This is a genomic window from Agrobacterium sp. InxBP2, from assembly GCF_026191755.1.
GTDB classification, from domain to species: Bacteria; Pseudomonadota; Alphaproteobacteria; order Rhizobiales; family Rhizobiaceae; genus Agrobacterium; species Agrobacterium pusense.
Map to the genome: position 1 here is coordinate 464721 of NZ_JAINDY010000033.1, position 12012 is coordinate 476732.

13 protein-coding genes are annotated in these 12012 nt (G+C 59.7%); 8 read left to right on the plus strand and 5 right to left on the minus strand.

Annotated elements, in window-relative coordinates; all coding sequences use genetic code 11:
* Positions 1–13 precede the first annotated feature (13 nt).
* From lpdA to lipA, 3 genes are all read left to right on the plus strand, one after another.
* Complete coding sequence (gene lpdA / locus K7A42_RS20145; protein ID WP_282455753.1) at positions 14–1459, plus strand: dihydrolipoyl dehydrogenase; 1446 nt, start codon at positions 14–16, stop codon at positions 1457–1459.
* 95 nt (positions 1460–1554) lie between these two features.
* Positions 1555–1803 carry a GlsB/YeaQ/YmgE family stress response membrane protein gene (locus K7A42_RS20150; protein WP_004441618.1) on the plus strand — a complete coding sequence of 83 codons (249 nt, stop codon included), beginning with the start codon at positions 1555–1557 and terminating at the stop codon, positions 1801–1803.
* Between the two features lie 102 nt (positions 1804–1905).
* The gene (lipA, locus tag K7A42_RS20155; protein WP_004441621.1) at positions 1906–2877 is read left to right on the plus strand and encodes a lipoyl synthase; all 972 of its coding nucleotides are present in this window, start codon (positions 1906–1908) and stop codon (positions 2875–2877) included.
* A gap of 200 nt (positions 2878–3077) precedes the next feature.
* On the opposite strand, the gene K7A42_RS20160 is transcribed toward lipA, so the two are convergent.
* The 3 genes from K7A42_RS20160 to K7A42_RS20170 form a co-directional block, all read right to left on the minus strand.
* Complete coding sequence (locus tag K7A42_RS20160; RefSeq protein ID WP_282455754.1) at positions 3078–4007, minus strand: DMT family transporter; 930 nt, start codon at positions 4005–4007, stop codon at positions 3078–3080.
* Between the two features lie 90 nt (positions 4008–4097).
* A complete protein-coding gene (locus K7A42_RS20165) occupies positions 4098–4832 on the minus strand; it encodes a helix-turn-helix transcriptional regulator (protein ID WP_282455755.1) in 735 nt (244 codons plus the stop codon).
* A gap of 125 nt (positions 4833–4957) precedes the next feature.
* Positions 4958–5134, minus strand: a complete 177-nt coding sequence (locus K7A42_RS20170; RefSeq protein ID WP_003496171.1) for a hypothetical protein — start codon at positions 5132–5134, stop codon at positions 4958–4960.
* Between the two features lie 249 nt (positions 5135–5383).
* On the opposite strand from K7A42_RS20170, the gene K7A42_RS20175 reads away from it, so the two are divergent.
* Together K7A42_RS20175 and K7A42_RS20180 are read left to right on the plus strand one after the other, a co-directional pair.
* A complete protein-coding gene (locus K7A42_RS20175) occupies positions 5384–5953 on the plus strand; it encodes an AAA family ATPase (RefSeq protein WP_072494354.1) in 570 nt (189 codons plus the stop codon).
* Positions 5954–5962: 9 nt separating this feature from the next.
* Positions 5963–6415, plus strand: a complete 453-nt coding sequence (locus tag K7A42_RS20180) for a type II toxin-antitoxin system RatA family toxin (RefSeq protein ID WP_004441633.1) — start codon at positions 5963–5965, stop codon at positions 6413–6415.
* Here K7A42_RS20180 and K7A42_RS20185 read toward each other — a convergent pair.
* Together K7A42_RS20185 and K7A42_RS20190 are read right to left on the minus strand one after the other, a co-directional pair.
* On the minus strand, positions 6397–6906 hold the full coding sequence (locus K7A42_RS20185; RefSeq protein WP_004441636.1) for a CinA family protein: 510 nt from the start codon (positions 6904–6906) through the stop codon (positions 6397–6399). The genes K7A42_RS20180 and K7A42_RS20185 overlap by 19 nt on opposite strands.
* Positions 6903–8090, minus strand: coding sequence for a bifunctional 2-C-methyl-D-erythritol 4-phosphate cytidylyltransferase/2-C-methyl-D-erythritol 2,4-cyclodiphosphate synthase (locus tag K7A42_RS20190; protein WP_107339700.1), 1188 nt, complete (start codon positions 8088–8090; stop codon positions 6903–6905). Before K7A42_RS20190 ends, K7A42_RS20185 begins: the two co-directional genes overlap by 4 nt.
* A gap of 275 nt (positions 8091–8365) precedes the next feature.
* On the opposite strand from K7A42_RS20190, the gene dusB reads away from it, so the two are divergent.
* The 3 genes from dusB to ntrC are packed head-to-tail and all read left to right on the plus strand — an operon-like array spanning position 8366 to position 11975.
* Positions 8366–9382, plus strand: a complete 1017-nt coding sequence (gene dusB / locus K7A42_RS20195) for a tRNA dihydrouridine synthase DusB (protein WP_282455756.1) — start codon at positions 8366–8368, stop codon at positions 9380–9382.
* Positions 9379–10527: a two-component system sensor histidine kinase NtrB gene (locus tag K7A42_RS20200; protein ID WP_004441645.1), complete on the plus strand. Its 1149-nt coding sequence runs from the start codon at positions 9379–9381 to the stop codon at positions 10525–10527. Before dusB ends, K7A42_RS20200 begins: the two co-directional genes overlap by 4 nt.
* Positions 10524–11975 carry a nitrogen regulation protein NR(I) gene (ntrC, locus tag K7A42_RS20205; protein ID WP_004441656.1) on the plus strand — a complete coding sequence of 484 codons (1452 nt, stop codon included), beginning with the start codon at positions 10524–10526 and terminating at the stop codon, positions 11973–11975. The genes K7A42_RS20200 and ntrC overlap by 4 nt, the downstream gene beginning before the upstream one ends.
* The last annotated feature ends 37 nt before the right edge of the window (positions 11976–12012 follow it).

Sequence of the window (12012 nt, forward strand, 5' to 3'; positions counted from 1 at the left end):
GGCAGGATTTCCAATGGCTCAATCATATGACGTCATCATCATCGGTTCGGGACCGGGCGGTTACATTGCCGCGATCCGCGCAGCCCAGCTCGGCATGAAGGTTGCCGTCGTGGAGCGTGAGCATCTGGCCGGCATCTGCTCCAACTGGGGCTGCATTCCCACCAAGGCGCTGCTGCGCACAGCCGATGTCATGCACACCGCCACCCACGCCAAGGAGTACGGCCTGACGCTGGAAGGCTCGATCAAGCCTGACGTCAAGGCAATCGTGGCGCGCTCGCGCGGCATTGCAGCCCGCATGAACAATGGCGTCGGTTTCCTGTTCAAGAAGAACAAGGTCGATATCATCTGGGGTGAAGCCAAGATCACCAGGCCGGGCGAAATCGTGGTCGGCAAGTCCACCAAGCCGGTGGTGCAGCCGCAGGGTCCGGTTCCGAAGAACACGCTGGGTGAGGGCACGTACACCGCCAAGCACATCATCGTCGCCACGGGCGCCCGCCCGCGCGCGCTGCCCGGCATTGAGCCCGATGGCAAGCTGATCTGGACCTATTTCGAGGCAATGAAGCCGGAAGAAATGCCGAAGTCGCTGCTCGTCATGGGCTCCGGCGCGATTGGCATCGAATTCGCCAGCTTCTACCGCACCATGGGCGTGGACGTGACCGTTGTCGAAATCATGAGCCAGGTCATGCCTGTCGAAGATGCGGAAATATCCACCTTCGCCAAGAAGCAACTCGAAAAGCAGGGCATGAAGATCCATCTGGAAACCAAGGTTTCGAAGGTGGAGAAGGGCGCAAACTCCATCACCGCGACGCTGGAGAAGAAGGACGGTTCTTCCGAAAAGATCACGGCTGATCGCATGATCTCCGCCGTCGGAGTCGTTGCCAATATCGAAGGCATCGGCCTCGAAGCTGCCGGTGTGAAGACCGATCGCGGCTTCATCGTCATCGACGGTTACGGCAAGACCAACGTTCCCGGCATCTACGCCATCGGCGATGTCGCGGGTCCGCCGCTGCTTGCCCACAAGGCTGAGCACGAGGCTGTCATCTGCGTCGAAAAGATCGCCGGTCTGCCGAATGTCCACCCGATGGACAAGCTGAAGATTCCCGGCTGCACCTATTGCAACCCGCAGGTCGCTTCTGTCGGTCTCACCGAAGCCAAGGCCAAGGAACAGGGCCGCGATATCCGCGTCGGTCGCTTCTCCTTTGCGGCGAACGGGAAGGCGGTCGCGCTGGGTGAAGATCAGGGCATGGTCAAGACCATCTTCGACAAGAAGACCGGCGAGCTGCTTGGCGCGCATATGGTCGGGGCGGAAGTGACCGAACTCATCCAGGGCTTTGTCGTCGCCATGAATCTGGAGACGACAGAAGAAGATTTGATGCACACGATCTTCCCGCATCCGACCATTTCGGAATCGATGAAGGAAAGCGTACTCGATGCCTATGGACGTGTGCTGAACGCATAAGTGCCGCGTGATGCCCGGCATTGTCTAACCATGCCGGGTGTCCCATATGTCTCGATACAGCCTTAAGGCGGGCTGTTATTTCAGGGAGCGTGGGAATGGAAAGTGTAGGCTGGATTGCAGCAATCATCATCGGCGGTCTCGCCGGCTGGCTTGCGGGCAAGCTCATGGACATGCGTTTCGGCATTTTCATGAACATTGTCCTTGGCATTGTCGGGTCGGTGGTTGCTGTTGCGGTGCTGCGAACCTTCGATGTTTTCGTGCAGGATAGCAGGCTCGGTTATTTCGTTACCGCCTTCATCGGCGCAAGCCTGTTGCTGTTCGTGGCTAAGCTCGTGCGGCGCTGACAGGGCGTCGTGACCGGAAGGGGCTTACGCTTTTTCTGGAATTGTTCTAAAGCATCGCACCAAAGATGTCTGGATCGCCAAGGGCGATGGAAGCAGGTTTTTATGGTCACTATTCTCGACAGGACGTCGTCTGACGAAAAGCGTATCCGCCACCCGGAAAAGGCGCACAAGCCTGATACCGAGGTGATGCGCAAGCCCGAATGGATCCGCGTCAAGGCGCCGACCTCCAAGGGTTACCACGAGACGCGCGAACTGGTGCGCAGCCACAAGCTGGTGACCGTGTGCGAGGAAGCCGGCTGTCCAAATATCGGCGAGTGCTGGGACAAGAAGCACGCGACCTTCATGATCATGGGTGAAATATGCACCCGTGCCTGCGCCTTCTGCAACGTCGCGACCGGCAAGCCCAATCCGCTCGACATGAATGAGCCGGAAAATGTCGCCAAGGCCGTCAAGCAGATGGGACTTTCCCACGTCGTCATCACCTCCGTCGACCGTGACGATCTCGCCGATGGCGGTGCTGAACATTTCGAAAAGGTGATCTGGGCGATCCGCGCAGCCTCTCCGACGACCACAATCGAAATCCTCACGCCCGACTTCCTGAAGAAGCCCGGCGCGCTGGAACGTGTCGTTGCCGCAAAGCCCGACGTCTTCAACCATAATCTGGAAACGGTTCCGGGCAACTACCTCACGGTCCGCCCGGGTGCGCGCTATTTCCACTCGGTGCGCCTTCTGCAACGGGTGAAGGAACTCGATCCGACCATGTTCACCAAGTCGGGCATCATGGTTGGCCTCGGTGAAGAGCGCAATGAAGTGCTGCAGCTGATGGACGATCTGCGCAGCGCTGACGTCGACTTCCTGACCATCGGCCAGTACCTGCAGCCCACCCGCAAGCACCACAAGGTCGAGGCTTTCGTGACGCCGGAGGAATTCAAGTCCTACGAGACGGTGGCTTACACCAAGGGCTTCCTGATGGTTTCGTCGAGCCCGCTGACCCGTTCTTCCCACCATGCCGGTGACGATTTCGAACGCCTGCGTGCGGCACGCGAAAAGAAGCTGCTGGCGGCTGCGGAGTAAGCGACGCAAAGGTTCGCCAATACGGCATTGAGATTTGAAGTCTTCATGTTCTCACCATCGTCATGCTCGGGCCTGCCCCGAGCATCTGCAACCTATGGAAATGACAATGGGTGATTAGATCCTTGGGATATTCCCGAGGATGACGGTGCGTGAGACGCGGCGCCTGTGGATCAATACAATAGTCTTGACCCTCAGGCCGATCACGCCGCAACCTTTTCAGGCCTGTGCGCCCGCATGCAGAGCACGACGCTCAGCACGACCGAGCAGATCGCCAGGACCTCGACCAGCGTCGGGCCACGCCCTTCCCAGAGAAAACCGTAAAGCAGCGCAAACAGCGTTTCAAACAGGATCATCTGCCCAACCATGGTAAGCGGCAGCATGCGGCTCATACGGTTCCAGAAGGCATTGCCGAGGATGGACGCGGTGAAGCCGAGCCCGGCGGCGATGGCGGCGAAATACAGCCAGTCGCCCGTGCTGTGGCTTTCTCCACCCAGTGCGAAGGCGGGGATGGCGAGCGCCAGCGCAAGCCCGCCGGTCACTACACCCGTCATCATGTTCCAGTCATCGGCGCTCACATCGTGAAGGCGCGAAAGCCAGCGGGCATTGCCTACGGCAAAAGCCGTCCATGAAGTCAACGCCCCGAGCGCGCAGGCAAGGCCGATGACACGAGAAATATCCATACCCGCATCGTTTTCCGTCAGCGACTGCCATGAGATGCCGAGAATGCCTATCGCGCCGAAGGCAAGCGACGGCCACAGCCGCTTCAGCGATACGGCGCCGTGGTCGCGACTGCCGATGATGGTAACGGCAACAGGCAGGAAGCCGATGATGATTGAGGTGAAGGCGACGCCGCTCAATTTCACCGCGGTCGAGATGAAAACATAGTAGGCGATGTTGCCGATCATGCTCAGCCAGCCAAGCGCCAACCATTCGCGCGCGCCAAACCGCGCCGACACTTGTTTGAGGCGTGGCCCGATGATGGCCAGCGAAATCAGCCCATAGGTCAGGTAGCGCGCCGTGGAAAGCTGCAGGGCGGAAAAATCCGGCACGAGTTTCGGAGCGAGAAATATCCCGCCCCAGAGCGCACCCGCCATTATGCCGTAAAAAACACCGAGACCAGTCCTGTTCATGTCCATCACATCCGCATTCACATTTGTCAGCGATGTGCCACAGGCGGTTGCGGCTGTCTTGACAAAAACTCCTGACGAATGTGAACGGTTCTAATGAATGCCGTGGCGGCGGCGATACGCGGCGGGGGTCTCTCCCACCGCGAGGCGCATGGCCCGTGTCAGCGCCGTCTGGTCGGAAAAACCGGCCCTAAGCGCGATTTCGGAAATCGGCATGACGGAGTTGCTGAGCAGGGCGCACACCTTCTCCATGCGCAACCCGGACAGCCACCGATGCGGGGGAAGACCGAATTCTTCAAGAAACAGCGCATGCAGGCGGCTGTCGCTGAGCGTCATGCAAGAGGCCAGCATCTCGATCGTCCACGGAAAGAAGGGCTCGGCCCTCACGACCCCGCTCAGCTTTTGCAGGCGCTGGCGCATATCGCGCTTGTTGTTGACAAGGCTGTCAACCAGCAGCGGCGCCCAAATGGCTGCAATATCGTCACGGCGTCCATCCGTTGCAACCAGGCTGCGCATATAGGCGATTAATTGACGTGTCTCAGGCGCAATATCGAGAAAAGGCGCGTGAGCGAATTTTTCAAGCGTCTGTTCGGGAATAACGCATTCATCGATATCCACCACCAGCGAATGATTGATGGCCGTGGCTTCCTGGGTATGCGGAAGATCGCGGTGGATAAAGACGCCGCGCCCGATGGACAACTCATCTTGCCGTCCTGCCACATCGATACGCAGGCAACCCGAGAACGGCAGAACGATTTGAACGAATGCGTGTCGCTCCTTCGGTCTTTCCTGTCTGTAGGTTCTGATGTCGGCTGATGCGGCTGTCATGACGCTGTCGTTTCCATTGGGCAAAGAAACGGCCGCCTGGAAAAGCGGCCGGTTTCATTGGGTGATTATGACATTGTCTTGAAGATTGGGCCAGCCGGCTTTATCGGTCGGCCAGGCGCCGGCAATTAACAGTCTTCCTTGGCGGTCGATTCGCCGCGCTTGCGCTTGCGCAGAACCGGCTTGTTTTCTCTCGCCTCGCATTTGGCGACGTCGATCAGATAGGCGAGCACAGGCATGCCGTTCATCGATGCAAGCTGTTTGGCGGATTCGAGAAGGTTGATGATGTTGGAAAAATCGTCCATCGGCTCACTCAGTGGCTCAAAGCGGTTATGTATCGGGTCTGAACCCAAGGATGAATAGGCTGGGCGAAATAGGGAGCTTCCAGCGCCGTTGCATCCAATGGGTGTAATATTAGTCGCAAATAAATAGCAATCCCCCGTAAGGGGTTGCAATAGTCAATTTTCCGTAACTGCCATGCGCCACCCGGATATCGATTGAAAGCGATCGCCAGACGGCAGAGGGACGCGCAGCGCTCGAATGGGGCTCAGAATATGCCGAACTACCTCGAAAAGGCGGATGATGCGGCCGCCATCATCGCTGGCGCGCAACGCATCATGATCGTCGGCTGTTCCGGCGGTGGCAAGTCCACGCTCTCGCGCAAGCTCGTGCGGCGCTTTGGACTGGAATATATCTCGATGGACCGGGAAATTTTCTGGCTGCCGGGCTGGCAACTGCGCCCGCGTGCGGAACAGCGTGAAAGGATCGCGGACTTCGTTGCGGGCGAGCGGTGGTTGATGGATGGCAGCAATCCCTCGTCGTTTGATCTGCGTCTGCCGAGAACCGATATCGTGATCTGGGTTCGCATGCCGCGCTGGCTCTGTCTCTGGGGTGCCACCAGCCGAATCGTGAAAGGCTACGGCAAGGCGCGACCGGAAATGGCGCAGGGCTGCCCTGAGCGACTGGACCGCGAATTCCTGCGCTATATCTGGAATTTCGAGCGGCGACACGGACCACTTTTCGAGCAGAATTTCGACCTCTATGGGCCGGATGTGCCGGTATGGCAGCTGAAAAGCCGAAAACAACTCCGCCGCCTTCTTGATCTTCTGCACATCGAGGATTAACTGCCGCTCATGCCCAAGTTCGAAACGCATCGTTTTGTAAAACACTCGCCGGACCGCATGTACGACCTCGTCGCCGATGTGGAGAAGTATCCGCAGTTCCTGCCCTTATGCGAAGCACTTACCGTGCGCTCCCGCAAGGAGCGCGATGGCAAGACGCTGCTGGTGGCGGATATGACCGTGGGTTACAAGGCCATTCGCGAGACCTTCACCACGCAGGTTCTGCTCAATCCCGCGGAACGGGCCATCGACGTCAAATATATCGACGGGCCGTTCAAATATCTCGACAATCGCTGGCGTTTCGATGCTGCCGAGGGCGGCTCCAACGTGCATTTTTTCATCGAATACGAGTTCAAGAACCGCCTCTTGGGCGCAGTCATGGGGTCCATGTTCGACCGTGCCTTCCGCATGTTCGCAGAAGCTTTCGAGACCCGCGCCGACAAGATCTACACCAATCCCGCCTGACGGAGGGCGATCAGCATCTCGAGCGCCGTCCTGACCGTTGCAAGACGGATGTCCGTGCGGCCGATCTCGCCATAATGCATTTCCTGATGCAGGCTCCGGCCGTGACGGGCCTTGGCGGCCAGATGAACGAGACCCACCGGCTTTTCGGCGGATCCACCCCCCGGACCGGCAATGCCGGTAACGGCAACCGCGAAATCGGCGCGTGACCGGAACAGGGCGCCGTGCGCCATCTGCAGTGCGGTTTGCCGCGAGACCGCGCCAAAGCCCGTCAGCGTTTCAGCGCCAACGCCGAGCATGTCCATCTTGGCCTCGTTCGTATAGGTGACAAAACCGCGGTCGACCACCGCCGAGGAGCCCGAAATCTCCGTCAACGCACCCGCGATCAGGCCGCCCGTGCAGCTTTCCGCGGTCGAGACCATGAGACCGTCTGCTGCAAAATCAGCAATGATCTGCCGTGCGAGCCCTTCAATATCCGCTGGAAACAAGCTCATAGCGGTCTGCCCCTGTAAACGACCGTGGCGGTGGCGATTGCTGCAATCCCCTCCCTGCGACCAACGAAGCCGATGGTTTCATTGGTCGTCGCCTTCACCGAGCAACGCTCCAGCGAGATGCCGAGCATGTCGGAGAGCGCTTCCCGCATGGCCTGCCGATGCGGCCCGATGCGCGGCGCTTCGGCGATCAGCGAGACATCGGCATTCATGATCGTGCCGCCATTGTCGCGCACCACTTTCGCCGCGTGCTCCAGAAATATGCGGGAAGGAGCTCCTTTCCATTGCGGATCGGAAGGAGGGAAATGGTCACCGATGTCGCCAGCGCCGCAGGTCGCAAGCAAGGCATCCGTCAGCGCATGCAGCGCAACGTCCGCATCCGAATGACCTTTGAGCTTCTGATCATGCTCGATGAATATGCCGCACAGCGTCACGCCTTCGCCGGCCTCCAGCTGGTGTACGTCGTAGCCGTTCCCGGTGCGCACGTCCGGCATTGCATGAGAGAGCTTTTCATCGGCCATGGCGATATCCCGCTTGAGAGTGAGTTTCACATTATCGACCGAACCTTCGGTCAATGTTACTGCCAGCCCCGCCCATTCGGCAATTGACGCGTCATCGGTAAAATCCGATTTTCCCGAGGCGGCAGCAGCGCGATGCGCGGCGAGGATGTCGGCATAGTCGAAACTCTGTGGGGTCTGTGCGGCATAAAGGCCCTGTCTCGAAACCGTGTCGGTGACACGATTGCCCGCGCCGCGTTTCAGCGTGTCAGTGACGGGCAGGGCGGGTAGAACACCGCCCGCACCCTCCCGGTGCAGGGTGACAATACGTTCAAGCATATCGACGGAAACGAAAGGCCGCACCGCGTCGTGGATCATTACGTGGCTCAGGCCATGGCGGGAAAGCGCCTCCAGCCCTGCCAGAACAGACTGCTGCCGTGTCACGCCGCCAATAACCGTGGTGACGCGCTCCCCGGCATCAAGTCGCTGGAGAACCGGAGTGAGCAGCGCCGTATCGTCCGCATGGTGCACGACGACGATATGGGAAGCGTTCTTCCACTGGAGGAACGTCGACAAAGTGTGCTCGATCACAGCCTTGCCGCCGATCGGACGATATTGTTTCGGACCCTCCTCGGGAGAGCCGGCTCTTTCCCCGCGTCCCGCGGCCACGATGACGATGCCGAGTTTCATAGTACGTTCCTGCATTGGTCGTATGCTTTGCGTGCAACCCTTCGTGGTTGACAGTCATGCTCTAGCGTTTCAAAACCCGGATGGCCAGCCCGATAAGGCGGGCATCAGCCCCGCAAAGCGCAGGAGATGACGTTGCTGCGCTTTCGAAGCTGCACAATTTGCCGCCGACAGCAAAACAGGCAGGCAGCTGCTCAGCAAATAAAAGGTGCAACGTTCTAAAAGTGCTTGGCAACTGCGCAAACACTGTCTAAAAATAATGCAAATAACCCTTCTGCATGAAAGATCATCATTTGGCCCTTCCGGAGTTGTCAGAACCGTTCAGCATCGGCTCAGTCACGATCCGTAATCGGGCTGTGCTGGCGCCCATGTCGGGCGTGACGGATCTGCCGTTCCGACAGCTCGCCTGGCGTTATGGAGCGGGCCTCGTGGTGACGGAAATGGTGGCAAGCCGGGAGCTTGTTGCCAATCGCGGGGAATCCTGGGCGCGGCTGAAAAATGCAGGCATGGTTCCGCACATGGTGCAGCTTGCGGGGCGCGAGGCGCATTTCATGGCCGAAGCGGCGAAGATCGCTGCTGACAATGGCGCCGGTATCATCGATATCAATATGGGCTGTCCTGCCAAGAAGGTGACGGGCGGTTATTCAGGCTCGGCGCTGATGCGGGATCCCGATCACGCGCTTTCGCTGATCGAGGCGACTGTCAATGCGGTCGATGTGCCGGTGACCTTGAAGATGCGGCTCGGCTGGGATGAAAACAGCATTAACGCACCTGATATAGCTCGGCGCGCCGAAGCAGCAGGCGTTCGCCTTATTACCATTCACGGTCGTACCCGCATGCAGTTTTACGAGGGTCGGGCGGATTGGGATGCCATCCGCGCCGTGCGTGAGGTGATCTCCGTGCCGCTGATCGCCAATGGTGACGTCGAGACGGCGGAAGATGCACGCGAAATTCTGCGGCGGTCGGGTGCGGACGCCGTCATGGTCGGTCGCGGCGCGCAGGGGCAGCCGTGGTTGCCGGCGGTGCTCGCGGGGCATGCAGCGCCGCATCGAGAGGATATCCCCGCCATCGCCGTCGAACATTATGAGATGATGCTGGAATTTTACGGAAGGGAAGCCGGCCTCCGGCATGCCCGCAAACATCTCGGCTGGTATCTCGACCGTTTCGCGCCAGGTATCGCCACGACCGACAAGGCAAAAATCATGACATCGCGCGAGACGGGGGAGGTGGCAGACCTGCTGCGTTCCGCCCTTTGCGAAAATGCGGGCGAAGATGCCGCAAGGAAGGCCGCATGAGCGCTGATAAACACAGCCCTGCAGATGCGAACCCGCTCGCCATGGCGGTTCTGAACGCGGTGCAGAATCCCGTAATTCTGGTGGATGCCGAAGGTTTTATCGCCTTCGCCAACTGGGAAGCCGAAGCCTTTTTCGGCGCCAGCGCCTCCCACCTCGCGCGCTATAGGGTTTCCACTTTCATCCCCTTCGGCAGCCCGCTGCTTGCCCTGATCGATCAGGTGCGGGAGCGCCGCGCGCCGGTCAATGAATATCGCGTTGATCTGAGCTCGCCGCGTCTCGGCCAGGACAAGCTGGTCGATCTTTATGTCGCGCCCGTCGTCAGCGAGCCTGGATCGGTCGTCGTCGTCTTTCAGGAACGGTCTATGGCCGACAAGATCGACCGGCAGCTGACCCATCGCGCTGCTGCCCGCTCCGTCACCGGCCTTGCCTCGATGCTCGCGCATGAGATCAAGAACCCTCTCTCGGGCATTCGCGGCGCGGCCCAGCTTCTGGAGACCTCGGTTGCGGATGAGGACCGGGCGCTGACCCGGCTGATCTGTGACGAGACGGATCGCATCGTTTCGCTGGTCGACCGCATGGAGGTGTTTTCCGACGAGCGACCGGTGGATCGCGTGCCGGTCAACATCCATTCGGTTCTCGATCATGTAAAGGCGATCGCCAAGGCCGGTTTCGCCCGTAACATCAAGATATCGGAAAATTACGACCCGTCGCTGCCGCCGGTCTACGCCAACCGCGACCAGCTGGTGCAGGTCTTCCTCAACCTGGTCAAGAATGCGGCCGAAGCTGTGGCCAATCAGTCGGATGGCGAGATCGTGCTGACGACCGCCTATCGTCCCGGGATCCGACTATCGGTTGCCGGCAGCCGGGAGCGCATCTCGCTTCCGCTGGAATTCTGCGTGCATGACAATGGCCCGGGCGTACCCGCCGATCTCTTGCCGCATCTTTTCGATCCGTTCATCACCACCAAGACGAATGGTTCGGGCCTCGGTCTGGCGCTTGTCGCCAAGCTGATCGGCGCCCATGGCGGCATTGTCGAATGCGACAGCCAGAACCACCGCACGACTTTCCGCGTATTGATGCCCGTCTCGCCGGAAGTGGCGCTCGACGACAGCACTTTGCCGAACACGACAGGGAATGACCAATGACAGCTACGATCCTCGTCGCCGATGATGATGCCGCAATCCGCACGGTGCTCAACCAGGCGCTGAGCCGCGCCGGTTATGACGTGCGCATCACCTCCAATGCTGCAACGCTCTGGCGCTGGGTTTCGGCAGGTGAGGGCGATCTTGTCGTCACCGATGTCGTCATGCCCGATGAGAACGCCTTCGACCTTCTGCCGCGCATCAAGAAAGCCCGTCCGGACCTTCCCGTTCTCGTCATGAGCGCTCAGAACACCTTCATGACCGCCATCAAGGCCTCGGAAAAGGGTGCCTACGATTACCTGCCCAAGCCCTTCGACCTGACAGAACTGATCGCCATCATCGGCCGCGCACTCTCCGAGCCGAAGCGCAAGCCGGCCAAGCTCGATGACGACATGCAGGACGGTATGCCGCTTGTGGGTCGTTCGGCGGCGATGCAGGAAATCTACCGTGTTCTTGCCCGCCTCATGCAGACCGACCTGACGCTGATGATCACGGGTGAATCCGGTACGGGTAAGGAACTGGTGGCGCGCGCGCTGCATGATTATGGCAAGCGCCGCAACGGTCCGTTCGTCGCCATCAACATGGCGGCAATCCCGCGTGACCTGATTGAATCCGAACTCTTCGGCCATGAGAAAGGCGCCTTCACGGGTGCCCAGAACCGCTCCACCGGGCGTTTCGAACAGGCCGAGGGCGGCACGCTCTTCCTCGATGAAATCGGCGACATGCCGATGGACGCCCAGACGCGCCTGCTGCGCGTATTGCAGCAGGGTGAATATACGACGGTCGGCGGACGCACGCCGATCCGCACTGATGTCCGTATCGTCGCGGCAACCAACAAGGACCTGAAACAGTCGATCAATCAGGGCCTGTTCCGCGAGGACCTCTATTATCGCCTGAACGTGGTGCCGTTGCGCCTGCCACCTCTGCGGGACCGCGCCGAAGATATTCCCGATCTGGTTCGCCATTTCATCCAGACGGGCGAGAAGGAAGGCCTGGAAGGGAAGCGTTTCGAGACCGAAGCTCTTGAAGTCATGAAGGCCTATGCCTGGCCGGGCAACGTGCGCGAGCTGGAAAACCTGATCCGCCGCCTGATGGCGCTTTATCCGCAGGAAGTCATCACCCGCGAGATCATCGAGCAGGAATTGCAGTCGGATGTCCCCGACAGCCCGCTCGACAAGATGGCGGTCCGCACCGGTTCACTCACCATCTCGCAGGCGGTCGAGGAGAACATGCGGGACTATTTCGCCAGCTTCGGCGATGGCCTTCCGCCGCCCGGCCTTTATGACCGCGTGCTGCGCGAACTGGAGTATCCGCTGATTCTAGCTGCGTTGACTGCCACGCGCGGCAACCAGATCAAGGCTGCCGATCTTCTCGGCCTGAACCGAAATACCCTGCGCAAGAAAATCCGCGAGCTGGGTGTTTCCGTTTATCGCAGCTCCCGCCCCAGCTGAGAATGTTGACAAGGCCGCATTTGTCGTTGCATTTTCG

Coding starts and splice junctions, on each gene's coding strand:
- lpdA (WP_282455753.1), top strand. CDS start 14: ATGGCTCAATCATATGACGTCATCATCATCGGTTCGGGACCGGGCGGT.
- K7A42_RS20150 (WP_004441618.1), top strand. CDS start 1,555: ATGGAAAGTGTAGGCTGGATTGCAGCAATCATCATCGGCGGTCTCGCC.
- lipA (WP_004441621.1), top strand. CDS start 1,906: ATGGTCACTATTCTCGACAGGACGTCGTCTGACGAAAAGCGTATCCGC.
- K7A42_RS20160 (WP_282455754.1), bottom strand. CDS start 4,007: ATGAACAGGACTGGTCTCGGTGTTTTTTACGGCATAATGGCGGGTGCG.
- K7A42_RS20165 (WP_282455755.1), bottom strand. CDS start 4,832: ATGACAGCCGCATCAGCCGACATCAGAACCTACAGACAGGAAAGACCG.
- K7A42_RS20170 (WP_003496171.1), bottom strand. CDS start 5,134: ATGGACGATTTTTCCAACATCATCAACCTTCTCGAATCCGCCAAACAG.
- K7A42_RS20175 (WP_072494354.1), top strand. CDS start 5,384: ATGCCGAACTACCTCGAAAAGGCGGATGATGCGGCCGCCATCATCGCT.
- K7A42_RS20180 (WP_004441633.1), top strand. CDS start 5,963: ATGCCCAAGTTCGAAACGCATCGTTTTGTAAAACACTCGCCGGACCGC.
- K7A42_RS20185 (WP_004441636.1), bottom strand. CDS start 6,906: ATGAGCTTGTTTCCAGCGGATATTGAAGGGCTCGCACGGCAGATCATT.
- K7A42_RS20190 (WP_107339700.1), bottom strand. CDS start 8,090: ATGAAACTCGGCATCGTCATCGTGGCCGCGGGACGCGGGGAAAGAGCC.
- dusB (WP_282455756.1), top strand. CDS start 8,366: ATGAAAGATCATCATTTGGCCCTTCCGGAGTTGTCAGAACCGTTCAGC.
- K7A42_RS20200 (WP_004441645.1), top strand. CDS start 9,379: ATGAGCGCTGATAAACACAGCCCTGCAGATGCGAACCCGCTCGCCATG.
- ntrC (WP_004441656.1), top strand. CDS start 10,524: ATGACAGCTACGATCCTCGTCGCCGATGATGATGCCGCAATCCGCACG.